This is a genomic window from Neobacillus endophyticus (genome assembly GCF_013248975.1).
Classification (GTDB): domain Bacteria; phylum Bacillota; class Bacilli; order Bacillales; family Cytobacillaceae; genus Neobacillus; species Neobacillus endophyticus.
On the sequence record NZ_JABRWH010000001.1, the window covers coordinates 143,519 to 167,466 of the forward strand.

Annotated in this window: 21 protein-coding genes, 1 tRNA gene and 1 riboswitch; of the genes, 1 reads left to right on the forward strand and 21 read right to left on the reverse strand. The window is 39.1% G+C overall.

Annotated features, from left to right (window positions below):
- Positions 1–26: 26 nt before the first annotated feature.
- The 18 genes from yihA to HPT25_RS00805 all read right to left on the reverse strand — a co-directional run bounded on the left by yihA (position 27) and on the right by HPT25_RS00805 (position 18,988).
- Positions 27–608 carry a ribosome biogenesis GTP-binding protein YihA/YsxC gene (gene yihA / locus HPT25_RS00720; RefSeq protein ID WP_173058605.1) on the reverse strand — a complete coding sequence of 194 codons (582 nt, stop codon included), beginning with the start codon at positions 606–608 and terminating at the stop codon, positions 27–29.
- Entirely contained in the window at positions 605–2,932 is a 2,328-nt protein-coding gene (lon, locus tag HPT25_RS00725; RefSeq protein ID WP_173070777.1) for an endopeptidase La, read from the reverse strand. Before lon ends, yihA begins: the two co-directional genes overlap by 4 nt.
- 198 nt (positions 2,933–3,130) lie before the next feature.
- The gene (gene lonB, locus HPT25_RS00730; protein ID WP_173058608.1) at positions 3,131–4,798 is read right to left on the reverse strand and encodes an ATP-dependent protease LonB; all 1,668 of its coding nucleotides are present in this window, start codon (positions 4,796–4,798) and stop codon (positions 3,131–3,133) included.
- A 165-nt stretch (positions 4,799–4,963) separates the two neighbouring features.
- Complete coding sequence (gene clpX, locus HPT25_RS00735; RefSeq protein WP_173058611.1) at positions 4,964–6,223, reverse strand: ATP-dependent protease ATP-binding subunit ClpX; 1,260 nt, start codon at positions 6,221–6,223, stop codon at positions 4,964–4,966.
- A gap of 417 nt (positions 6,224–6,640) precedes the next feature.
- Positions 6,641–7,918, reverse strand: coding sequence for a trigger factor (gene tig, locus HPT25_RS00740; RefSeq protein ID WP_173058614.1), 1,278 nt, complete (start codon positions 7,916–7,918; stop codon positions 6,641–6,643).
- Between the two features lie 169 nt (positions 7,919–8,087).
- Positions 8,088–9,113, reverse strand: coding sequence for a tetratricopeptide repeat protein (locus HPT25_RS00745; protein WP_173058616.1), 1,026 nt, complete (start codon positions 9,111–9,113; stop codon positions 8,088–8,090).
- 100 nt (positions 9,114–9,213) lie between these two features.
- A tRNA-Arg gene (locus tag HPT25_RS00750) sits at positions 9,214–9,290 on the reverse strand.
- A gap of 188 nt (positions 9,291–9,478) precedes the next feature.
- Complete coding sequence (locus HPT25_RS00755; protein WP_173058618.1) at positions 9,479–9,994, reverse strand: metallophosphoesterase; 516 nt, start codon at positions 9,992–9,994, stop codon at positions 9,479–9,481.
- On the reverse strand, positions 9,991–10,602 hold the full coding sequence (locus HPT25_RS00760) for an XTP/dITP diphosphatase (protein ID WP_173058621.1): 612 nt from the start codon (positions 10,600–10,602) through the stop codon (positions 9,991–9,993). Before HPT25_RS00760 ends, HPT25_RS00755 begins: the two co-directional genes overlap by 4 nt.
- 13 nt (positions 10,603–10,615) lie before the next feature.
- The gene (gene rph / locus HPT25_RS00765) at positions 10,616–11,371 is read right to left on the reverse strand and encodes a ribonuclease PH (protein ID WP_173058623.1); all 756 of its coding nucleotides are present in this window, start codon (positions 11,369–11,371) and stop codon (positions 10,616–10,618) included.
- 176 nt (positions 11,372–11,547) lie between these two features.
- Entirely contained in the window at positions 11,548–12,597 is a 1,050-nt protein-coding gene (locus HPT25_RS00770) for a GerMN domain-containing protein (RefSeq protein ID WP_173058625.1), read from the reverse strand.
- A 118-nt stretch (positions 12,598–12,715) separates the two neighbouring features.
- A complete protein-coding gene (gene racE, locus HPT25_RS00775) occupies positions 12,716–13,510 on the reverse strand; it encodes a glutamate racemase (protein WP_173058627.1) in 795 nt (264 codons plus the stop codon).
- A gap of 16 nt (positions 13,511–13,526) precedes the next feature.
- Positions 13,527–13,976: a MarR family winged helix-turn-helix transcriptional regulator gene (locus HPT25_RS00780; RefSeq protein WP_173058629.1), complete on the reverse strand. Its 450-nt coding sequence runs from the start codon at positions 13,974–13,976 to the stop codon at positions 13,527–13,529.
- A 683-nt stretch (positions 13,977–14,659) separates the two neighbouring features.
- Entirely contained in the window at positions 14,660–14,884 is a 225-nt protein-coding gene (gerE, locus tag HPT25_RS00785; RefSeq protein WP_026572264.1) for a spore germination transcription factor GerE, read from the reverse strand.
- 154 nt (positions 14,885–15,038) lie between these two features.
- Positions 15,039–15,623, reverse strand: coding sequence for a class D sortase, LPxTATN-specific (gene srtD / locus HPT25_RS00790; protein ID WP_376767900.1), 585 nt, complete (start codon positions 15,621–15,623; stop codon positions 15,039–15,041).
- Between the two features lie 112 nt (positions 15,624–15,735).
- Positions 15,736–16,497, reverse strand: a complete 762-nt coding sequence (gene sdhB / locus HPT25_RS00795) for a succinate dehydrogenase iron-sulfur subunit (RefSeq protein WP_173058631.1) — start codon at positions 16,495–16,497, stop codon at positions 15,736–15,738.
- A 20-nt stretch (positions 16,498–16,517) separates the two neighbouring features.
- Positions 16,518–18,269 (reverse strand): succinate dehydrogenase flavoprotein subunit, encoded by a 1,752-nt coding sequence (gene sdhA, locus HPT25_RS00800; RefSeq protein WP_173058633.1) that lies wholly within the window; start codon positions 18,267–18,269, stop codon positions 16,518–16,520.
- A 110-nt stretch (positions 18,270–18,379) separates the two neighbouring features.
- Positions 18,380–18,988, reverse strand: coding sequence for a succinate dehydrogenase cytochrome b558 subunit (locus HPT25_RS00805; protein WP_173058635.1), 609 nt, complete (start codon positions 18,986–18,988; stop codon positions 18,380–18,382).
- 431 nt (positions 18,989–19,419) lie between these two features.
- Between HPT25_RS00805 and HPT25_RS00810 the strand changes: the two genes are divergently transcribed.
- Complete coding sequence (locus tag HPT25_RS00810; protein WP_173058637.1) at positions 19,420–19,866, forward strand: YslB family protein; 447 nt, start codon at positions 19,420–19,422, stop codon at positions 19,864–19,866.
- Between the two features lie 50 nt (positions 19,867–19,916).
- On the opposite strand, the gene HPT25_RS00815 is transcribed toward HPT25_RS00810, so the two are convergent.
- From HPT25_RS00815 to trxA, 3 genes are all read right to left on the reverse strand, one after another.
- Entirely contained in the window at positions 19,917–21,140 is a 1,224-nt protein-coding gene (locus HPT25_RS00815) for an aspartate kinase (RefSeq protein ID WP_173058639.1), read from the reverse strand.
- Between the two features lie 203 nt (positions 21,141–21,343).
- Positions 21,344–21,522: riboswitch (Lysine riboswitch) on the reverse strand.
- Between the two features lie 68 nt (positions 21,523–21,590).
- The gene (gene uvrC, locus HPT25_RS00820; protein WP_173058641.1) at positions 21,591–23,366 is read right to left on the reverse strand and encodes an excinuclease ABC subunit UvrC; all 1,776 of its coding nucleotides are present in this window, start codon (positions 23,364–23,366) and stop codon (positions 21,591–21,593) included.
- A gap of 224 nt (positions 23,367–23,590) precedes the next feature.
- On the reverse strand, positions 23,591–23,905 hold the full coding sequence (gene trxA, locus HPT25_RS00825; RefSeq protein WP_173058643.1) for a thioredoxin: 315 nt from the start codon (positions 23,903–23,905) through the stop codon (positions 23,591–23,593).
- Positions 23,906–23,948 lie beyond the last annotated feature (43 nt).

Consider the following 23,948-nt stretch of genomic DNA (forward strand, 5'->3'; position numbering starts at 1 on the left):
TGGCTTTGAGCCAGGCGTTAATTTTTTTACAAATAACGTTCTAGGATAGACCATACCTTGTCTTTACCTTCACCAGTCTCTGAAGAAAAAATGACAATTTGATCGTTTGGATCCATTTCCAATGTTTCTTTTGTTACCTTTAAATGCTTCTGCCACTTCCCTTTTGGGATTTTATCTGCTTTAGTGGCAATTATCAAACAAGGAATTTCATAATGTTTGAGAAAATCATACATCATGCAGTCATCTTCAGTCGGCGGATGCCTGAGATCAACAATTAGAACACAGGTTTTTAATTGCTGTCTCGTTGTAAAATAGGTCTCAATCATTTTTCCCCACGCAGCACGTTCCGTTTTGGAAACCTTAGCATATCCATATCCAGGAACATCTACAAAATAAAGAAGTTCATTAATCAGGAAAAAATTAAGCGTCTGTGTCTTCCCTGGTTTAGAGGAAATTCGCGCCAATCCCTTCCTATTTAGCATTTTATTGATAAAAGAAGATTTCCCCACATTGGAACGCCCGGCCAGGGCAAATTCCGGAAGATCTGTGTCCGGATATTGCTCTGGTCTTACGGCGCTTATGATAATCTCTGAGCTTGTTACTTTCACCTTGCTCCTCCCTCTAACAGTGCATGTCTTAATACTTCATCTACATGTGATACCGGAACAAATTCCAAATCATTGCGGACACTTTCCGGAATATCATCAATGTCCTTTTCGTTATCTTTTGGAAGAATTACTTTTGTTAATCCTGCCCGATGGGCACTCAGTGTTTTCTCCTTTAAGCCGCCAATCGGAAGTACGCGTCCCCGCAGGGTAATTTCGCCTGTCATTCCAACTTCGCGGCGGATTGGCTTACCAGTTAAAGCCGATACAAGGGCTGTGGCCATCGTAATCCCAGCTGATGGACCGTCTTTTGGGACTGCTCCTTCAGGGACGTGAATATGGATATCAAATTTTTCATGAAAATCCTCTTCAATTCCCAGGTCCTTCGCTTTTGAACGAACGTAGCTGAATGCCGCCTGAGCAGATTCCTTCATGACATCGCCAAGTTTTCCAGTTAAAACAAGCTTACCTTTTCCAGGTGCAAGTGAAACTTCAATTTGCAATGTATCGCCGCCGACAGTGGTATAGGCTAATCCAGTGGCAACCCCTATTTGGTCTTCACTTTCAGCCTGCCCATAATGGAACCTTGGTTTCCCTAAAAAATCCTCCACATTTTTTTCAGTCACGACCACGCGTTTCTTTTCTCCGGATACCACTATTTTTGCTGTTTTGCGGCAAATGGTGGCCATTTGTCGCTCAAGGTTACGGACACCAGCCTCGCGAGTATAGTAACGAACAATTTTCAAAATCGCGTCATCACGCACTTGAAGTGTGCTTTTCGTTAATCCGTTTTCTTTAATTTGCTTTGGCAGTAAATGATCTCTTGAAATATGAACTTTTTCAAGCTCGGTATAACCGGCTATTGTAATGACTTCCATTCTGTCTAAAAGCGGTCCGGGAATCGTAGCCAAATTGTTTGCTGTTGCAATAAACATGACTTTGGATAAATCATACGTTTCTTCAATATAATGATCGCTGAAATTGTGATTCTGTTCTGGATCCAATACTTCTAATAGTGCTGCTGACGGGTCTCCGCGAAAATCGTTTGACATTTTATCAATTTCATCAAGCAAAAAGACAGGGTTAATCGTTTCAGCTTTTTTCATTCCCTGGATAATTCGGCCCGGCATTGCCCCTACATAGGTTCTGCGATGACCGCGGATTTCTGATTCATCCCGTACCCCTCCAAGCGACACACGGACAAAATGACGGTTTAAAGAAGTGGCAATGGACCGAGCCAGACTTGTTTTACCCACTCCAGGAGGTCCAGCCAGACAAAGAATAGGCCCTTTTAAGGAATTGGTTAACTTTTGCACCGCTAAATATTCCAGTACCCGTTCCTTTACTTTTTCCAGACCATAGTGATCCTGATTTAATATTTTTTCAGCTCGCTGAATATCAATATCATCCTTCGTCTTTTTCGACCATGGAAGCGAGATCAGCCAATCAATATAATTACGAATTACTGAGCTTTCAGCAGAGCTTGCTGGAACCTTTTCATATCGATCCAATTCCTTCATAGCCGCTTTATGCACATGTTCAGGCATTCCTACTTCTTCTATTTTTTTTGTCAACTCAGCTACTTCGCTTGTTTTTCCTTCTTTATCTCCTAATTCCTTTTGAATTGCTTTCATCTGCTCACGCAAATAATATTCCTTTTGCGTCTTTTCCATGGAGCGTTTGACCCGTTGACCAATCTTTTTCTCCAGGTTAAGCACTTCTTTTTCATTATGAATAATATCGATTACCTTGTTCATTCTTTCCTTTATTTCAATGGTTTCCAAGATCTCTTGTTTATCCTTCAGCTTAATTGGCAAATGAGATGTAATAATATCCGCCATTCTGCCTGGTTCTTCTATGTCAGCTACCGTAGCGAATGTTTCAGCTGAGACTTTTTTGGATAATTTTATGTATTGTTCGAAATATTCCAGCATTGTTCTCATTAGTGCCTGATCTTCGACGTCTTTTGTGTCGGAATCCTCAAAAAGCTTCACCTGTACAGAAAAATAATCATCTTCTTCAAGGAATGATATAATTTCCGCCCTATTTAAGCCTTCGACTAAAACGCGAATGGTTCCGTTAGGAAGCTTTAGCATTTGTTTGACCTTTGTTAATGTACCTATTTTGTATAAATCCTCTTCAGCAGGGTCATCAATAGAGACATCTTTCTGAGTGGTGAGAAAAATTAAATGTTCATCTACCATTGCTCTTTCAAGCGCTTCTACTGACCGTTCACGGCCAACATCTAAATGAAGGACCATTGTCGGAAAAACCAACAACCCCCTAAGAGGTAAAAGCGGGACAACCATTTCGTTTTTTTCGGCCATCATTCTGCACCTCCACATGCAACTAAATATTTTAGTACAAAAATGTAATATTCTTTGTACAAATTCTATCTTATTTATTTTTAGGTGTCTATTTTATCTTCCCCAAAGAAGAAAATTTACTTCCTATTGGGGCAAACAAAAACTTCGGTTTGTTTGAACTGAACAAACCGAAGTCTTTATAGTTTAACGAATTTTAAATTAAATGGACTCTTTTTTGGTTAATTCAATCGAAGCTGGAATGGCATTTTGCTTACTGTATTTATTAGCAAGAGCAATTTCAAATACTTCGTGTAAATGTGTGACCGGAATAATTTCAATACCATCAATTTCATTCAATATGGTTTGCATATTTTCTTCCGGAATGATCACTTTTTTGGCTCCCGCTTTTTTGGCAGCCTTTACCTTCGGATATACACCGCCAATAGGCTTGACATTCCCGTGAATGCTGATTTCACCGGTCATAGCTACTTTGTTATCTATCGGAATTTTATATATGGCTGAATATATTCCCGTGGCCATGGCGATTCCAGCTGATGGGCCATCAATCGGTACACCGCCGGGAAAATTCACATGGATATCATAATCATTTGCCGGCACACCCATGGATCGTAAAACGGTAATGACATTTTCGATCGAACCGCGGGCCATACTTTTTCTGCGGATCGATTTTCCCTGGCCGCCTATACTTTCTTCTTCGACAATTCCCGTAATATTGATACTGCCTTTTTCTTTTGCAGGGATGACTGTTACCTCTATTTCTAAAAGTGCACCCGAATTAGGGCCATAAACAGCCAAGCCATTTACAAGACCTACTTCGGCCTGCTCATTTATCATTCGTTCCATTCGAGGAGTCATTTGACTGGAATGGATCACCCATTCAATATCTTCATCCCTGATAAAATTTCGGTCCTCTTGTATGGCTAGCCCTGCGGCAATCTGGACCATATTAACCGTTTCCCGCCCATTTCTTGCATAGGAGGCCAATGTATTTACACCCGATTCATTGATTTGCAAATTTACCTTTTGAGCTGCTTTTTTAGCAACACACACAATTTCTTCTTGTGTTAAATCACGAAAGAAAACCTCCATACAACGAGACCGGATCGCTGGCGGAATTTCACTCGGCGTTCTGGTAGTGGCGCCAATTAAGCGAAAATCTGCAGGCAAACCATTTTTAAAAATATCATGGATATGTGTTGGTATTTGGGTATTTTCCTCATGATAATAGGCACTTTCTAGATAAACTTTGCGATCTTCTAATACTTTAAGCAATTTGTTCATTTGTATGGGATGCAATTCCCCTATTTCATCAATAAACAGCACACCGCCATGGGCGTTTGTAACGGCACCTTGCTTTGGCTGCGGAATTCCTGCCTGCCCCATAGCACCCGCCCCCTGGTAAATGGGATCATGTACAGAACCGATAAGAGGGTCAGCAATTCCCCGTTCATCAAATCGCGCTGTTGTAGCATCTAATTCAATGAAAACAGAGTCTTTTTTGAATGGTGATTTGGCATTTTTCTTCGCTTCTTCTAATACTAAACGTGCTGCTGCCGTTTTACCAACACCTGGTGGACCATAAATAATCACATGTTGTGGATTAGGACCGCAAAGTGCTGCTTTTAATGATTTAATACCATCCTCTTGGCCAACAATATCTTCAAAGCTTGAAGGACGCACTTTTTCTGATAATGGTTCTGTTAAAGATATGGATCTCATTTTCCTTAGTTGTTCCATTTCTTTTCGTGATTCCCTGTCAATCGATACTTTTTGTGTCCGCTGATTCTTTAACAGATTCCAAAAATACAGCCCAATGATAATCCCAAAAAACAATTGTATAAATAATGCAATCCCCGTCCAACTCATCTTTATTTTCCTCCTGCACCAAAATACTTCAATTGATATTAATAAGTATTTCCTGCAGTGGTAGGGAATAAACCACCTAAAAGAAGAATCTGTTTCTAGAGGAAGAAAAAGCAGCCTTCTAAACGTTAAAAAAGAGGATCTGCACTTGGCAGAATCCTCTCACAATTATGCAGATTTTTCTTTTGCTACGACTGTGCCATCTTCTAAAATTAATGTTGGTGTACTGTTCGTTATTACCGTATCCTTAGTTATGATACATTTGGTAATGTCATCACGAGAAGGAAGTTCGAACATGACATCCAGCATGATTCCTTCAATAATGGATCTTAAGCCGCGGGCACCCGTCTTACGTTCAATCGCCTTTTTAGAAATTTCCTTTAGCGCCTCTTCCTCAAATTCTAATTCAACTTCATCAATCTCAAGCATTTTTTGATATTGCTTCACTAGCGCATTTTTTGGCTTGGTTAAAATTTCAATCAATGCTGACTCATCCAATTGTTCAAGGCTAGCAATTACTGGAAGACGACCGATGAATTCAGGAATCAATCCAAAACGAAGCAAGTCTTCTGGTAAAACTTTGGAAAGAAGCTCTTTGCCGCTGATTTCCTGCTGTTTCGGATCTGCACCAAAGCCAATTACCTTTTGGCCTAAACGGCGTTTAATAATTGGTTCGATGCCGTCAAAAGCACCGCCGCAAATAAATAAGATATTGGTTGTGTCAATTTGAATAAACTCTTGATGAGGATGCTTTCTGCCTCCTTGTGGCGGCACACTTGCCACAGTACCTTCAAGAATTTTTAATAAAGCCTGCTGTACACCTTCACCTGATACATCTCTCGTAATGGAAGGGTTTTCGGATTTGCGGGCGATCTTATCGATTTCATCGATATAGATAATACCTTTTTCCGCTTTTTCCACATCATAGTCAGCAGCTTGAATTAATTTCAGCAGAATATTTTCAACATCTTCTCCTACATATCCGGCTTCCGTTAGTGATGTAGCATCTGCAATGGCAAACGGAACGTTCAATATACGGGCCAAAGTTTGGGCTAGTAATGTTTTGCCGCTACCAGTCGGTCCAATCATACAGATGTTGCTTTTTGAAAGTTCCACGTCATCAATTTTACTGTTTGAATTGATGCGCTTATAGTGATTATAAACGGCAACAGATAAGGATTTTTTTGCTTGATCCTGCCCAATGACATATTCATCTAAAATCTCACAAATTTCCTTCGGTTTAGGTACATCTTTAAACTCTACTTCTTCTTCAGTTCCAAGCTCTTCTTCCACTATTTCTGTACAAAGTTCAATACATTCGTCACATATATAAACTCCAGGCCCTGCAACTAATTTACGGACTTGATCCTGCGTTTTACCACAAAACGAACATTTCAATTGTCCTTTTTCATCGTTAAATTTAAACAAACCTTTCACCCCTTGATACATAAAGTTCTGTATTTAAACCTATAGCTTAGACTAATAAAATCACAATGATATTGAATATATCGTTAGTATGTATTTTGCATTGTAACATATTTAGTCATTAGACTGGAAACAAAAAGCTTAGTCGACCATGTTTTTCTTGGATGAAGACATCCCCGAAGAAAAGTTATGTACTCATTTCATCTTAACCATAATTTTTAAAAATAAATCTTTCTTTTCTTGGATTTATTGTATTCGCTGCAGCTCTCAAATTTTCCTGCCCAATAATAAAAATGTTCCCTGTATTTATTATATTATGTTATTCAAAATATGTATAAAACAAGGCACGATCAAAATCGTGCCCCTGTTTTTATTCAAATGTACCAAACCTAACTGTCTAGTCCAATTACAACTTTCTTATTATTTTTTATTTTCAATAAGAAAGTCAACGGCTTTTTTAAGTTGAAGATCTGCTTTAATGCCTTCAACACCGCCAAGAGCTTTTTGAATGCTGTCAACAGACATATTGTACATTTCAGCCATTTTCTCAAGCTCAGCATTTACATCTTCTTCTGTTGCTTCGATATTTTCAGCTTTGGCAATCGCTTCAAGTGTTAAGTTTACTTTCACACGATTTTCAGCTTCTTCTTTCATTTGTTCACGAAGAGCTGCTTCATCCTGACCAGAGAATTGGTAATAAAGATCAAGATTCATACCTTGCATTTGAAGACGTTGACCAAATTCTTGGATCATACGGTTAATTTCATTTTCAATCATAACTGATGGAATTTCGACTTCTGCATTTGCAGCAGCTTTTTCTACAACAGAGTCACGAACATGGTGTTCAGCTTCATGCTTCTTGCTGTCTTCTAAACGAGTTTTGATTTTTTCTTTAAGTGCATCCAATGTTTCTACTTCTTCATCCGCATCTTTTGCAAACTCGTCATCTAGTGCAGGAAGTTCTTTAGCTTTAATTTCATGAACAGTTACTTTGAAAACTGCTGGTTTACCTGCAAGTTCAGCAGCATGGTATTCTTCAGGGAATGTAACTTCTACGTCTTTAGTTCCACCAGTTGCTACGCCAACAAGCTGGTCTTCGAAACCTGGAATAAAGGAATTAGAACCTAGTTCAAGAGAATAGTTATCTCCTTTTCCGCCTTCAAAAGCTTCGCCATCTACGAAACCTTCAAAGTCGATAACAACAGTATCACCGTTATCAGCTGTTCCTTCTTCTTTTACTACTAATTCTGCGTGACGGTTTTGAAGTGTTACAAGTTCATTTTGCACATCTTCATCTGTAACAGTTGTATCGAATTCTTCAACTTCTAGTCCTTTGTAATCGCCTAATTTCACTTCAGGTTTTACAGTAACAGTAGCTTTGAAGATTAAGTCTTTGCCTTTTTCCATTTGTTCAACATCAATTTCAGGACGATCAACAGGCTCGATTCCTGTTTCATCAATCGCATTTCCATATGCTTCTGGAAGAATGATATCTAATGCATCTTGATAAAGAGATTCTACACCAAAGCGCTTTTCGAACATAGCGCGTGGTACTTTACCTTTACGGAAGCCAGGAATGTTTACTTGCTTTACGACCTTTTGGAATGCCGCATCCAGACCTTGATTCACCTTTTCAGCGCTTACTTCAACAGTAAGGACGCCACGGTTCCCTTCTAACTTTTCCCATTTTGCTGTCATTCTTTTTCCCTCCAACATCTATTCTCATAGCATTCGATACAGTTTTTGGTATAGAAAAATGCTTGTCCAATAAGGCATTTTCTAATATTTTAAATGTAAAAAATATAAATTTTTACACAACGCAACCCCTACATTATACCATAGGTTTAATTTCTTTCAACAGTCCAAGCTATATATTAGGATAAGAAATTTTCTCTATCATTTTAATTTGTTTTATTGCCAGTTCAATTTCTTTTAATTGAACTTGATATTCATCTGCGATTATCACAAGGTCTTGTTCCTCTCCTAGATATTCCTGTGTCAGGATCTGAAAAGCAGCAGCCCATGCTTCAGGCTGTTCAGGTTCAAGTTCAAAGGGGTAGCTTATAAAAAAAATCCGGTCCACTAAGCCGATGATTGGATCCAACAGTCCAGGATTACTGTTCTCTAATTGCTGTTCAAGACAAGCTTTTATTTGCCTTACTTTTGGCTGCTGTCTGACATCCGGCAGCTTAGTTGGATTTACTTTATACTCAAATAAAAATTTGCTGATGATTAGTTCCTTGTTCCATTCTTGTTCTTTTAACAGGCTAACTAAGACTGTTTTAATAAAAGGATGACCTTCTTCCGCTTGTAGGTAGGATTCGATTTCAGCTATATATGGTCTGAAATTTTTTTCTGCTAAATTTGAAATTACTAGCATTTGCTCGTTTAAATTATGTATAGTTAAAAGATTCAGCGGCTCCGAATTGTTTTCTTCAAGCTCCGTCTTCTCATGATCTGCCCCGCTGCCCTCTGCCATTCTTCGACTGAATTGGAGCAATGTTGTAAAATGATTGTGCCGGTCAGGCGGAATTTCTTTCTCCTCTAGCAGCACTTCGATTGTTGTAACAATCTCATCATATTCATGCAGCTGGATCAATATAGTTAGATAAAGATCGACTAATTGAAAATAGTCGCCAATCCCTTTTAACAGCATGTCTTTTGCCAGCACTTTTGCTTTTTGAAATGCGGAGGATTCAAAATAGGCAAGCACAAGCCCGATTAAAATTTCGCCATTTTCCGGATCATGCGTTCTTGCTTCCTCCAGCCACTGAATCGCTTCAGAATATTTTCGATTATGCAGGCTCTCCAATCCTTTGTCTGTCAATCGTTTTTCAAAGCCGGGAAAGAAGACCACATTATCCTGTTTTTTAATAGGCTCCCGCTTTCTCATAAAAAAACCATCCTTCAGTAATCATTAGAGAATAGTGTAGCATAAATTAAACACAAAAAAAACTCACCTCAATGGCGAGTCTATATTCTGGTATGTAGTATGGCGTCCCAGGAGGGATTCGAACCCCCGACACACGGCTTAGAAGGCCGTTGCTCTATCCAGCTGAGCTACTGGGACATAATTAATAATCAAAGACAATATTTATTATATAATCCGATTATTTATATGTCAATAGGTTTGCACAAAGAAAATTGGAGGAACTAAAAAATATTTAGCTCCTCCTGTTTTTACAGCTCAAAAAAAACTATTTAATATCCGTAGGGATTGTCAACATTCAATGCCGTTTATGGAAGAAATCCATTAATCTACTTCCCAATAACAAATTCCCTTGCCAAACCTTCCATTTCCCCGCCGATTAAATCAAATACTTTCATATTCACTTTTTGATCTTGCAGCTCAAGTATGACATACGTTTTTTCAAATCGTTCGCGAGGCAGACGGATACTTCCTGGGTTTATAAATAATCTGCCTCCGATTACTTCCGCCCCCAATATATGAGAATGTCCAAAGAAAACAATATCAGCGTCTACTTCTTCAGCTTTATATATCAAATTCATAAGCGAGGTTTTAACAGAATAGCGGTGACCATGGGTTACAAAAATCTTTTTCCCATCAAGTTCAATCATTGATTCCATGGGATAGCCGCTAAAATCGCAATTTCCCATCACTGTCAAATATCCTGTCATCGCTTTGTCATCAGGCATTAATTGGGAATCGCCGCAATGGATCATGAAATCAACATCTTGTAAATGCCGTTCCCTTACTACCTCAAGCTCCTTAGACAAACCATGGCTGTCACTTACCACTAATACTTTGCTCATGACTTTTCCACTCTTTCCAGAAACGAATCAAGCACGGTATCCAACTTCTTCAATGCATTAGCCCGATGACTGATTCTATTTTTCTCATCTGATGAAAGCTCCGCCATAGCTGCCTCTTTTTCAGGCACATAAAATACCGGGTCGTAACCGAAACCATTTGTTCCTCTTGGTTCTTCCAAAATCCGTCCTTCACAGGTGCCTGACACCGTAAACGTTTCTTGACCGGGAATAGCCACTGCAAGTGCACAATAAAATCTTGCCGTTCTGTTTTCCTCCTGTACCCCTTTAAGATCGGCCAATAGCTTATTTGTATTGTTCAGATCGTTTTTCGGTTCACCGGCATAACGCGCGGAATAGATTCCTGGTCTGCCTTCAAGAGCATCAACCATCAGTCCGGAATCGTCGCCAATGACCATTTTGTTAAGAGCTTTTGAAACAGCCTCTGCCTTTAACGTGGCATTTTCTTCAAATGTCGTACCAGTTTCGTCTACGTCCGGAATTTCAGGAAAGTCAAGTAATGTCTTGACTGCAATTCCTCTTTTTGCAAAGATCTGTTCAAACTCCTTTGCTTTTCCGGCATTTTTAGTAGCGATAATAACTTCTTTCATTGGATAGCCCCTCTTATTTTTTTCTCCTGGATTCTATTTTCTTTACAATATCTTCACCAAGTGCTGTTTTTTGTGATTCAAACAGCTCCATTAAACCTTCCTGGGCAGCATTTAACAGCCCTTGAAGCTGCTCATATGAAAAAGTAGATTCCTCACCAGTTCCCTGCAGTTCAACAAACTCGCCGTTTCCTGTCATGACAACATTCATGTCAACATGAGCCTTTGAATCCTCTTGGTAGTTAAGGTCAAGCACGGTATTACCGTCTTGTAGTATACCTACGCTAGTTGCTGCCAGATAATCGATAATAGGAAACTTTGGCAATGTTTTTTTCTCTGCCAGTCCATTTAACGCTAACGTCATTGCCACAAATGCTCCTGTTATCGATGCTGTTCTTGTTCCGCCGTCTGCTTGAATGACATCACAGTCTATCCATACCGTCCGTTCCCCAATCGCCGTTAAATCCACAACAGCACGAAGCGCTCTTCCTATCAGCCGCTGTATTTCCATTGTACGCCCGGATACCTTTCCCTTGGTTGATTCCCTAATATTCCGCGTTTCCGTTGCCCTTGGCAGCATCGAATATTCGGCAGTTATCCAACCTTTTCCTTCACCTCTCATAAATGGAGGAACTCGTTCATCAATACTTGCAGTACAAATAACTTTCGTATTTCCAACCGAAATAAGGACAGACCCCTCCGGATGCATTAAGTAATTTGTTTCAATATGTACAGGCCTTAGCTGTAATGGTTCTCTTCCATCAACGCGCAAAATACCTTCCCCCTAATCTCTCTTTTTTGATATGAAGTATAAATTTATCTTAGATAACTGTCCAGCTAGAGCACTTAGACACTAGACTGTTCATTTATCCAAAGGCAAATAAGAAAGAGGCGGCCTTTAGCCCACCTCTTTGATTGTCATTATATAGTATAACAAAAAATTTTTTTTTAAAAACTACCGGTATTTACTTTTTCTGGGCGAGAAACCGGTTCTGTAAGTTTTTTCCCTTGGTCATTTTTCAATTCAGCTTTGCCATCCACCTCAACAGACACTTTGTTGATCCCATTCTGCTCAGTTACAGAAAGTACCAGTTCATCAAGTAACTGCTGTGAAACAACATCTTTAGTGAAGCTGCCGTAAATATTTTTATTAAAATTCAATGTCACTTTACCTTGTTCATTTACAGGTGTATTTAACAATTTAGCATCCGGCATAAACGCTGAAACTAAATTCGATTTTACGCTCGGCCCTTTGATTAGTTCGTTCACAGCAGCCGCAACATTATCTTTTTCATTATTGCTGATCCTGCGGGTTACAGGCACGAAATAATAGGAGCCTTCTTCCCCGCCTATGAAGTAGACAGTTATAGGCTTCGTATTAGTAATATCGACAACATCCGTCATATCCAAATTAATTCCATCCGCTCTCGAAAGATTTTCACTGATTGGCGTCCCTTTAACCGGCATTTGCGTCAACTCATGACCGTTCATTTTGAGCTTAACCGATTTAATTTCTTTAAATTGTGTGATCGTCCAAGTGATGGATTGTAGGATTTTTTGTTCATCCTCTGGCTGATAGTTTTTAAATTCCTTTGAAAAATTAACCGTGGCAACACCATTATCCTTGTTAACATCCACAGAGACTTGTGTATCTTCTGGAAGCACTGCTCTGAAACCATTCGGCAGCATATTCGTAACCGGACCATTCGCGACTAAATATTGAAGAGCCTGTTTGGCGATGGATTTGGTCTGCGGCAGGTTTATTGTCTGCGGGACAACATAGCCGTTTTTATCAATTAAATAGAGTTCCGTCCTTACTGTATTTTTAGTATTGTTATTTTTGGCAGTTTTATCTTGTGCTTTGCTATCTACAACCGTCACCGTTTTTGGCGGATCAATTTTCTTTTCCGTTTCTGTGCTGAACAAGCCGCACCCTGATAGCAGCACTGTTGATGTAAGCACCGATAAACCAAGGATTTTTGCTTTATTTTTATACATATTTATCCCCCTTAAGACAGTTTGTACTAATATGTATACGAGCCTAAGCTAAATTTAGACCGCCTTGGGACAAGAAAATTTCAATAAAAAAAGAACTCCCCAAAAATAAGAGTTCTTTTTAAAGTTTTATTTTTTTAACATTTGTAATAGGTGTTTCCAGCCATTGTGAAGCTATTTTTGTGAAGATCCACCGTGAACCTGTTGTGAAAAATTCATGTTCCGGTTCCATTTCATTTACTGCCAATAATTGATTATATTGGAGAATCGCACTAATTTCCCTTGCCGTTTCATCCCCTGAACTAATTACATTTACTTTTTCACCCATCACATTTTTGATAAGTGGTTCTAAAAGAGGATAATGTGTACAACCTAAAATCAGTGTATCCAAATTTTGATCCAGTATTGGCTGCAACGCCTCATTTACTATTTTCATAGCAATAGGTCCATCGTATTCTCCGCTCTCAACAAGCGGAACAAACTTGGGGCAGGCCTGACTTCTGACATATAATTTACTATTCAAGGATTTCAATGCTTTTTCATAGGCACCGCTTTTGACAGTTCCTTCAGTGCCAATAATTCCAACTCTATAGTTTTTCGTTCGTTTAATGGCTGCTCTTGCACCTGGATTGATCACTCCCAAAACAGGAATAGAAAGTTCTTCGCGGATTTCATCTAATGCTGCTGCAGTAGCAGTATTACATGCAATTACGAGCATTTTCATATTTTTTTCTAATAAAAAATGAGTCAATTCCCAAGTGAATCTTTTCACTTCCCTGGTTGTTCTTGGTCCATATGGGCATCGGGCCGTATCTCCTAAATAGATAATCTTTTCATTTGGCAGCTGCCTCATTACTTCTTTGGCAACTGTCAATCCGCCAACCCCGGAATCGATCACACCGATTGCTTGATTCAAACCACTCGCCTCATTTTTAACGCATTTCTTGATGCAATTTTTCTAAATTATTTTGAAGACGTTGAATTTCTTCCATTGTGAAATCTTTTAACACAGCCTCTAAATATATTTGCCGTTTCTTAATCACTTCATCAATTATTCTCTTACCTTCTTCAAGCAAATGAATTCTGACAACACGCCGGTCACCAGTATCCTTTACCCTTTCCACAAGAAGGTTTTTTTCCATCCGGTCGACAAGATCCGTTGTGGTACTGCATGCCAAATACATTTTATTCGAAAGTTCGCCGATTGTCATATCCCCATCTTCAAACAACCATTGCAACGCAATAAATTGCGGCGGCGTAATTTTATAATTACTTAGCAACTCTCTGCCTTTTTGCTTTATAATACCGGAAATATAACGCAAATCCTTTTCAATATTGGCGACAATATCCCGATTCACCTGTTGGGTTTTTTCGAGTTCCATTTCATACACTCCTAAAATTTGCTCTCCTCAAATATCATTTTTAAAGTAGCATTTACTTGTCCTTATTTTCTATCTTTTTTGCATAAATTTCAAGCTGAAACTTTTCTCGCATTCTTATAGTAGGTTTTATTTTGTAAGCTGCCTGAAAATAAGGTTGAATTTACTAACTATGTTAATGATATTGAAGGCATTAGGACACCCTGATTAAGCTGCCTGCGCTTCTTTTGGATGCAGATGAATGAACACTTTGTCCTGCAGGCTTTCCAGAGCCTTCCGCGGACACAAAACGATTAAAAGAAAAGCGCTGTTAAACAAGGCTGTTGATTACCGCTCCATACTCAAGCAGTTCGCGGGCTTGCCGGGGAGCCTCCTCGGCTCTAAAGCGCCTGTGGGGTCTCCCGCAGCCCCGTACTCCCGTAGGACATTGAATGACATCCTTGAATTCGCCCACGCACGAAGGAAAGGCGTTAGCATTTTCGAGGAGTCTCCATGCCTTCCGCTCCAATTAACAGTGTGCATATATCAACCTTGTTCTTTAAAATAGCTAAAAGAGAAAATCAATAAGTCAATTTACTGCTGACGTATGTAAAAAACCTCACCCCAAATTAGAGGTGAGGTTTTTATATGGATTTGAAACTGTCGCTTCAATATCGACCGGCCTCCAAAATGGAAACCGGTCATTTTTAAAGTTCTAGCTCTCCCATTCGAAGGAGTTCTACAACTGCTTGCGAACGCCCCTTAACACCAAGCTTTTGCATGGCATTTGAAATATGATTCCGAACCGTTTTTTCGCTTATAAAAAGTTCCCCAGCGATTTCCTTCGTCGTTTTGTCTTGTACTAACAGTTCGAATACTTCCCTTTCACGTTTGGTGAGTAGCGGCTTGTGAGTATAATCATTCTCCTTCAAGTATTTTAACCCTCCTTGCCTTCGCCAGTTATGAACCGTGGGGTGGGTATATATTTAGTCACCATATCATATGTGAACTTGATAAATGGCGTGACTGTGATTACATGTAGGAGAGGGAATTTCAAAAAAATATATGTTTGTCCTATTAAATATTTTATTGAGAACTTTTCGGTTTTGCATAAATGATATAACGATTAGGGGCATTCCCTATATAATGGAAAGGATAACAGGTGGTTAATACCAATTCTTCTTGTTGATGTTGCAGTGTTATAATGCTCGTGTCATTTGCTTTCACAATTTTCGTATGTGTAATTTTGTATGAGAATGTTCCATATGATAATTGCAATATAACCGTATCACCAATTTTCAATTCTCCTGCTCTTCGAAATACAGTATCCCGATGACCAGATAAAACAATTTGCCCATGGTCATCCGGAAAATAAGATCCTTTGTAGTGGCCAACACCTTTCTCCAAATCATCAGGATTAGTTCCTTCAACAATTGGAAGCTCTGCTTTGATCTTTGGAATTTCTAAAATCCCAATAGAATCTCCCGTTTTTGGGTGCAACACATTTGGCACTTTATTTTTAGCGACGGGAATCGGATTTGATTTAACGATTTCTTTCGCTTTTTTAAATGCAGCATCCAGTTGAATTTCACCATTCACCAAATGCCAGCTACCAATACCAACAAACCCCAATCCAAAAATTATCATAATAAGTGGAATCTTTGATTTCACGGTCAGATACCATCCTTTAAACCTGCATATTATTTCCATTATATCAACATTTTTAGATAGGCTACATAAAAAAAACCTTCCTTTCAAAATTGAAAAGAAGGTTTTCATTTCATTAAATTTGGTCACTGCCAAAGAAGTTTTTAAATGACTGGATTGTCGCATCACGGTTTACTGCAGCAATGGAAGTAGTGAGCGGAATTCCTTTTGGACATGCTTGTACACAGTTTTGTGAATTCCCGCACCCCTGCATTCCACCATCTTCCATAAATGCATTCAAACGTTCAGCTTTATTCATAGTGCCAGTTGGGTGTGAATTGAACAAGCGTACTTGCCCAAATACAAAGGGCCCCATAAAGTTTGACTTGCTATTAACGTTCGGACATGCTTCAAGACAGACTCCGCAAGTCATACATTTTGATAGCTCGTATGCCCATTGACGTTTTGTTTCAGCCATACGCGGTCCAGGTCCCAAATCATACGTTCCGTCAATCGGAATCCATGCTTTAACCTTTTTCAAAGAATCAAACATTCTGCTGCGGTCAATCTGCAGGTCACGAATAACTGGGAAGGTCTTCATCGGTGCCAAGCGAATTGGCTGCTCTAGCTTATCAACAAGTGCCGAACAGGCTTGGCGCGGCTTTCCATTAATGATCATGGAACACGCACCGCAAACTTCCTCCAAACAGTTCATATCCCATGTAATCGGAACCGTATTAGTTCCCTTTGAATTCACCGGATTTCTCCTGATTTCCATAAGTGCAGAAATCACGTTCATATTCGGACGATAAGGAACCTCGAACTCTTCCTCATAAGGAGCAGAGTTTGGGTTATCCTGACGGGTTATAATAAATTTCACTGTTTTCGTTTCAGCCATGCTTTTCTACTCCCCTTTCTTTAGTGTTTTTTTGAATAGTCGCGTTCACGCGGCTTGATTAATGAAATATCAATATCTTCATAATGGAATGCTGGGGCAGTCTTAGCATCAACAAACTTAGCCATAGTTGTTTTCAAGAATTCCTCATCATTACGTTTAGGGAATTCAGGCTTATAGTGAGCACCACGGCTTTCATTACGATTATAAGCACCAATAGTAATAACACGTGCCAATTGCAGCATATTCTGTAATTGACGGGTGAACGATGCTCCTTGATTGCTCCATTTTGCAGTATCATTAATATCAATGTTTTGATAGCGTTCCAAAAGCTCCTGAATTTTATCATCGGTTTTCAGCAGACGGTCATTGTAACGAACAACCGTTACATTATCCGTCATCCATTCACCAAGCTCTTTGTGAAGGATATACGCATTTTCTGTTCCGTCCATCGATAAAATCTGATTCCATTTTTCTTCTTGTTCTCTTACATGGCGGTCATAAACTGTTGAAGATACAGCATCAGAACTCTTCTCTAGTCCGTCAATATATCGCACAGCATTAGGACCTGCAACCATTCCGCCATAAATCGCGGATAATAATGAGTTCGCACCTAGACGGTTTGCTCCATGTTGAGAGAAATCACATTCACCAGCCGCAAATAAGCCAGGGATATTTGTCATTTGATCGTAATCAACCCATAGGCCGCCCATCGAATAGTGCACTGCAGGGAAAATCTTCATTGGAACCTTATGAGGGTCGTCACCAACGAATTTTTCATAAATCTCAATAATCCCGCCCAATTTGACATCCAATTCATGCGGGTCTTTATGGGAAAGATCCAAATAAACCATATTTTCGCCGTTAATACCAAGCTTCATGTCCACACAGACAGAGAAAATTTCCCTTGTTGCAATATCACGCGGTACAAGGTTTCCGTACGCCGGATATTTTTCTTCCAGGAAATACCAAGGTTTACCATCTTTATATGTCCAAATCCGTCCGCCTTCACCACGTGCAGATTCACTCATGAGGCGAAGTTTATCATCACCAGGAATAGCAGTTGGGTGGATTTGAATCATTTCACCGTTTGCATAATAAACACCTTGCTGATAAACAATTGATGCCGCTGAACCTGTATTAATCATAGAGTTAGTAGATTTTCCAAAGATGATCCCTGGTCCGCCGGTACACATAATAACTGCATCTGCTGCAAATGACTTAATTTCCATCGTTTTTAAGTCTTGAGCCATAATACCGCGGCAGACGCCATCATCATCAATAATAGCTCCTAAAAATTCCCATCCTTCATATTTGGTTACTAATCCTGCTACTTCATGACGACGTACTTGCTCGTCCAACGCATATAGTAACTGCTGTCCGGTAGTAGCACCGGCAAATGCTGTCCGGTGGTGTTGTGTACCGCCAAATCGACGGAAGTCCAATAACCCTTCAGGTGTCCGGTTAAACATAACACCCATCCGGTCAAATAAGTGAATAATACCAGGCGCCGCTTCACACATTGCCTTAACAGGTGGCTGATTGGCTAAAAAGTCGCCGCCGTAAATTGTGTCGTCAAAGTGAATCCATGGGGAATCCCCTTCACCTTTTGTATTAACAGCTCCATTAATACCACCTTGGGCACAAACAGAGTGAGAGCGTTTAACTGGAACTAGCGAAAACAAATCTACGTGTGTTCCGTGTTCAGCGACCTTGACGGTTGCCATCAAGCCAGCTAATCCGCCGCCGACTACAATCACCTTTCCTTTACTCATCGTGACTCACTCCCTTAATCCAAAATCCAATATTTTTCCGTTCCATTACATATGACAAATACCTATATTTGCATGGGAATCAGTCCATGCTGAAGAAAGTTCTATCTTGATTAAATAAAAGCAAACAAAGTTTGTATTCCAATAATTGAAAGTAACAAGAAAATGATCATTGTTACATATGTAGAAATTACTTGTGACCGTGGTGTAATGGTAATCCCCCAGCTGACCATGAATGACCATAATCCATTTGAAAAGTGAAAAATAGCACAAACAATTCCTACTGCATAGAATACAAACATTCCAGGATGTGAAAGAATATGATGCATCATTTGAAAATTAAGGGCTGTTCCAAGTGCCATTGCAATTCTTGTTTCCCAAACATGCCATGCAATAAAAATCAGTGTGATGACACCCGTTATCCTTTGCAATAAATACATCCAGTTTCTGAAGAATCCAAAATTACCTACATTTGCAGTCGCGGTGAAGGCAATATAAAGCCCATAGATTGCATGATATAATAACGGTAAGAAAATAAAAATCCATTCAAGGATATGCAGGAATGGTAGACTCTCCATGAAATTTGCTGCATGGTTAAATGATTCTACCCCCCCAGTTGCAAAATGATTGACCACAAGGTGCAGACATAGAAAAAAGCCTATCGGAATGACCCCTAGCAATGAATGCAATCTCCGATTAAAAAACTCGCGATTTCCCGCCATTGATTAACCCCCTTTTAATTTTTAAAGTGATGTAAGTTTTTCCCCAAAATCAAAATAAACTCGGCATCACTGTGACAATTATGTGACATGTCCATTTTACTCCCAACATCATAGAGCGTCAAGAAACCGGATACACAAATCTTCAGTACTAAAAAAAATTTTTAAAATATATTGATATTATAATAGATTAGATATTACCAGCCTTAGTGATGAAAGCGGTTACTTTTTATTTTAGTATTTCGTAAGATAATTTCCAATATCTAACGGGTAAATATTTTTTCTTTCAGGGAAAGATAATTATGATGGAAAACAAGATAAGATATTGTAAAATAGTAAATAATTCTCGCAAGATAATAATGTTTTTTCGAACAAATCGTACTGAAATCTCACCCGTTTCGTATATAATAGAATGATAGAAAGAGGGGAAACTTGTGAAAGATAGTACAGCCATTGAGCAGCCAATTCATTCTGTTGATGAGAGAACCATTTCCATTTTTGGTTATGAGCTAATAAGAGATATCTTGATTCCCGAAATCCTAGGTAAAGATACACACGAGATTTTATATTGGGCAGGCAAACGCTTGGCGCGAAAGTTCCCTTTGGAAGATTTCGACGCATTAATTGATTTTTTCTCAAAAGCCTCATGGGGACAGCTTCTCATAATCAAGGAATCAAAGAACCAACTGGAATTAGAATTAATGAGCCCGAGAATTGCACCGCGGGTAAAATCAAAAGCAGAGCAGTATTTCCAGCTCGAAGCCGGCTTTCTGGCCCAACAAATTGAATTTCAAAAACAAGTGGCCACTGCCGAAGCTTTTGAACATCCCATCAAAAAGTCCAACAAGGTCCATTTTACTGTCAAATGGGAAAAACAATAAAAAAGTGGTGTCAAGCACACGGTGCCTGACACCATTTTTTTATAAATATTTTAGTTTGTAACTTTAGATAGTTCGAATGCTTCGTGAAGAACTTCTACTGCTTTATGCATATTTTTCTCCTCCACAACTGCGGAGACTTTGATTTCGGAAGTGCTGACCATTTTTACTTGAATATTATTTTCGGCAAGGACTGCGAACATTTTGGCAGCAACTCCAGGGTTTGAAATCATACCGGAACCGACAATGGATACTTTAGCCAATTTATTTTCGGCATCTAATTGTTCATACCCCAGCTCTCCCTTATTCAATTCAAGAACATTTAATGTTTCGATCCAATCATCTGTTTGAATCGAGAAGGATAAATTTGCTGTCCCTGATTCTGTTGTATTCTGAATAATAATATCTACATTAATATGATTTTGTGCCAATGTCGTAAAAATGGTTGATAAGCTTGTAAGTGAATTCGTTAAGCCTAAAACCGTTACCTTTGTAATTTCGTTCTCGAACGCAATTCCGCGGACGACTAAATTTTGTTCCATTGTCGCTTCCTCCTCAATCACTGTACCTGAAATTTTCTCCATACTTGAGCGAACCTCGAGCCGAACATGATAATTCTTAGCAAACTCCACCGCTCTTGGATGGAGTACACCTGCTCCAAGATTTGCAAGCTCCAACATCTCATCATATGAAACAGATAATAGTTTACGCGCAGTTTTTACATATCTTGGATCTGTCGTAAACACCCCCGTTACATCTGTATAAATATCGCACTTATCGGCCTTTAAAGCAGCCGCCAATGCTACAGCAGTGGTATCAGAGCCTCCACGGCCTAGTGTCGTGATTTCACCGGTATCCGTAACTCCTTGAAATCCTGCAACAACCACTATTTTTCCTAATTGCAGCTGTTCTTTTATGGCCTCTGTATTGATTTTGGCAATTCTTGCATTACCATGTATAGGCTCTGTTACAATTCCTGCTTGCCAGCCTGTATAAGAAACGGCTTCAAGTCCTTTTTCATTTAAAGCGATAGATAACAGTGAAATTGTAACTTGTTCTCCTGTTGTAAGCAGCATATCCATTTCCCGTTTATTTGGCTGCGTAGAAAGCTCCTTTGCCATATTAACCAGCTGATCAGTAGTCTTCCCCATCGCGGAAACAACCACAACAACTTGATTTCCTCTCTCTATTTCTTCTTTGACACATTCAGCAACATTGAGAATCCGGTCAATACTGCCAACAGATGTTCCTCCAAATTTTTGAACAATTAAGCCCATTTCTTCCCCTTCTTTCCGTAATTCTGTTAGGTTATTTTTTTACAAAAATGATTCTGTTAATCTTAGATGTTGACTTCCGCTTCGGGCGCTTTAATCAACTGTTGGAAAAATCAACAATGTGATTTAGCCACAAAAATAAAAAAAGCAATAGGAGATTATCCCATTGCTTTTTAAACACAAAGAAAAAAGTTCTTTTGCAAACAATGAAAGATAGCTCTCCAAGACATCGATCTTGACAATCCGGTATTTATTCAATACAGGACCAGCAAAGGAAAGTATTGAGTCTTTCCTCACTTCGGCGAACATCCCCTTTTAAGATTCATCATCGAAACTCAATTTCCTCAGAATCTCTACTCTTGAAGCTCGCACCTCTACCTTCACTTTAATACGTAAAAGTGATTGTATATTAAATTTTCAATTCATTATAGCATAGCCTATTTTTTATGACAATCACTGGGATTGGAGTTTTTTTATTAATTCTTCTGAAACTGATTCGGGAATACCAATTGCAGTAAATTCCTCCAACGTTGCTTCTTTCATTTTCTTAACTGAGCCAAAATGTTTCAGCAATAATTTTTTTCGTTTCTCTCCTATGCCTGGAATTTCATCTAGCAGTGATTGAAACACATTTTTACTGCGGATTTGACGATGGAACGTAATCGCAAACCGGTGTACTTCATCTTGAATTCTTTGCAGTAAATAAAATTCCTGGCTATTTCTTCCTAATGGAACGATTTCCAATGGATCCCCGAATAATAATTGCGATGTCCGGTGTTTATCATCTTTTACAAGCCCTGCAAGTGGAATGTCCAAGCCAAGTTCATTCTCGAGTACATCTCTAACAGCTTCAACGTGCCCTTTGCCGCCGTCAATAATAATTAAATCCGGAAGTGGTAATTCTTCCTTCAATGCTCTGGAATATCTTCTTCTTGTTACCTCCCGCATCGATTCATAATCATCCGGCCCTTTGACTGATTTTATTTTATATTTGCGGTATTCCCTTTTGTTCGGTTTACCATCTGTAAATACCACCATTGCTGATACAGGGTCTGTTCCTTGAATATTGGAATTATCAAAGGCCTCTATTCGGTGCGGCGTATAAATCCCCAAATATTCACCGAGGTTTTCAACTGCCTTAATTGTCCGTTCCTCATCTTTTTCAATCAGCGAGAACTTTTCATCCAGAGCAATTTTGGCATTTTTAATTGCCATTTTCACGAGATCTTTTTTTGGCCCGCGCTGCGGCTGCAGCACTTTTACTTCGAGTAGCTGCTCTGCCATTGATAGATCCACTTCATCCTGTATGAGAATTTCCTTTGGTTTAACGTGGTTCGTCTGCTGATAAAATTGCCCAAGAAATGTTAACATTTCTTCCTCTGGTTCATTGTAGGCAGGAAACATAGAAACATCGCGCTCAATCAGCTTGCCTTGCCGGACAAAAAAGACTTGAACACACATCCATCCTTTATCAACTGCATAACCGAATACATCACGGTCAGTAAAATCGGTCAAGGTGATTTTTTGTTTTTCCATAATTGTTTCAATATGAGCAATTTTATCCCTGTACTCTTTTGCTCGTTCAAAGTCAAGTTCTTCAGCAGCTGCTGTCATTTTCTCTGTAAGATCTTTTTTAATTTCCTTATATCCACCGTTCAAAAAACGGGTAATTTCATCTGTCATCTGTTTGTACTGTTCTTCCGAAACTTCTTTTACACACGGTGCCAGGCACTGGCCAAGATGATAATACAAACAAACCCGGTCGGGCAAGGTCGAGCATTTCCTTAGTGGATAAATTCGGTCCAGCAATTTTTTCGTCTCATTTGCCGCACCAACATTTGGATAAGGACCAAAGTATTTACCCTTATCTTTTTTTACTTTTCTTGTAATGATGAGTTTTGGATGTCGTTCCGCTGTCAGCTTAATGAACGGATACGTCTTGTCATCCTTTAACATGATGTTGTACTTTGGATCATATTTCTTGATCAAGTTCAACTCAAGGAGCAATGCTTCTATATTTGATGAGGTTACGATATATTCAAAGTCTTCAATTTCATTGACTAACCTTAAGGTCTTCCCGTCATGTGAACCAGTAAAATAGGAGCGGACGCGGTTTTTCAATACTTTTGCTTTCCCAACATAAATAATTGTTCCTTGACGGTCTTTCATTAAGTAGCATCCAGGCTGGTCTGGCAGCAGTGTAAGCTTCTGTTTAATCGTTTCATTCATTCCGGCCACTCTCCTCTCCGTCAAAATAGCTTATCTTTAAAATTGTAAATCAAATGGCCAAGTAAAGGAAGTAGGAGTTGCTGGATAAAAAATAGACTGTGTTAAACTTTCCTGTTAATTTCTTCTTCAATCAACAGTTAGTAAGTCAGCAATTGACTTTAACACAGTCCAAAAATAAAAAACCCTAGCAAGAATTCTCCAGCTAAGGTTTCATTAAACTTATTTTAGAAATGCTTTTCCAGTACGCTTGCTAATGCATCTTTTGGTTGGAAGCCTACCACTTTATCAACCACTTCGCCATCTTTGAATACTAACAAAGTTGGGATGCTCATTACCCCAAAATTAGCAGCTGTTTGTGGATTTTCATCAACATCTAACTTTGAAATTTTTATTTTATCGCCGATTTCTGCGTCAAGTTCTTCAAGAACTGGAGCAATCATCTTACAAGGTCCGCACCAAGGTGCCCAAAAATCTACAAGTACAAGACCTGAACCAGTTTCGGCTGCAAAGTTTTGATCTGTTACATGTGCAATAGCCATTTTTCATTGACCTCCTAATAATAACTTAAAATACTACGGAAAG

What these genes read in the sequence shown, in the direction of transcription:
- HPT25_RS00805 (WP_173058635.1), bottom strand. Translation starts at nt 18,988, where the DNA reads ATGGCGGGAAATCGCGAGTTTTTTAATCGGAGATTGCATTCATTGCTA.
- sdhB (WP_173058631.1), bottom strand. Translation starts at nt 16,497, where the DNA reads ATGGCTGAAACGAAAACAGTGAAATTTATTATAACCCGTCAGGATAAC.
- lonB (WP_173058608.1), bottom strand. Translation starts at nt 4,798, where the DNA reads ATGAGTTGGACGGGGATTGCATTATTTATACAATTGTTTTTTGGGATT.
- uvrC (WP_173058641.1), bottom strand. Translation starts at nt 23,366, where the DNA reads ATGAATGAAACGATTAAACAGAAGCTTACACTGCTGCCAGACCAGCCT.
- sdhA (WP_173058633.1), bottom strand. Translation starts at nt 18,269, where the DNA reads ATGAGTAAAGGAAAGGTGATTGTAGTCGGCGGCGGATTAGCTGGCTTG.
- HPT25_RS00780 (WP_173058629.1), bottom strand. Translation starts at nt 13,976, where the DNA reads ATGGAACTCGAAAAAACCCAACAGGTGAATCGGGATATTGTCGCCAAT.
- lon (WP_173070777.1), bottom strand. Translation starts at nt 2,932, where the DNA reads ATGGCCGAAAAAAACGAAATGGTTGTCCCGCTTTTACCTCTTAGGGGG.
- HPT25_RS00770 (WP_173058625.1), bottom strand. Translation starts at nt 12,597, where the DNA reads ATGTATAAAAATAAAGCAAAAATCCTTGGTTTATCGGTGCTTACATCA.
- trxA (WP_173058643.1), bottom strand. Translation starts at nt 23,905, where the DNA reads ATGGCTATTGCACATGTAACAGATCAAAACTTTGCAGCCGAAACTGGT.
- HPT25_RS00760 (WP_173058621.1), bottom strand. Translation starts at nt 10,602, where the DNA reads ATGAAAGAAGTTATTATCGCTACTAAAAATGCCGGAAAAGCAAAGGAG.
- tig (WP_173058614.1), bottom strand. Translation starts at nt 7,918, where the DNA reads ATGACAGCAAAATGGGAAAAGTTAGAAGGGAACCGTGGCGTCCTTACT.
- HPT25_RS00755 (WP_173058618.1), bottom strand. Translation starts at nt 9,994, where the DNA reads ATGAGCAAAGTATTAGTGGTAAGTGACAGCCATGGTTTGTCTAAGGAG.
- HPT25_RS00745 (WP_173058616.1), bottom strand. Translation starts at nt 9,113, where the DNA reads ATGAGAAAGCGGGAGCCTATTAAAAAACAGGATAATGTGGTCTTCTTT.
- HPT25_RS00815 (WP_173058639.1), bottom strand. Translation starts at nt 21,140, where the DNA reads ATGGGCTTAATTGTTCAAAAATTTGGAGGAACATCTGTTGGCAGTATT.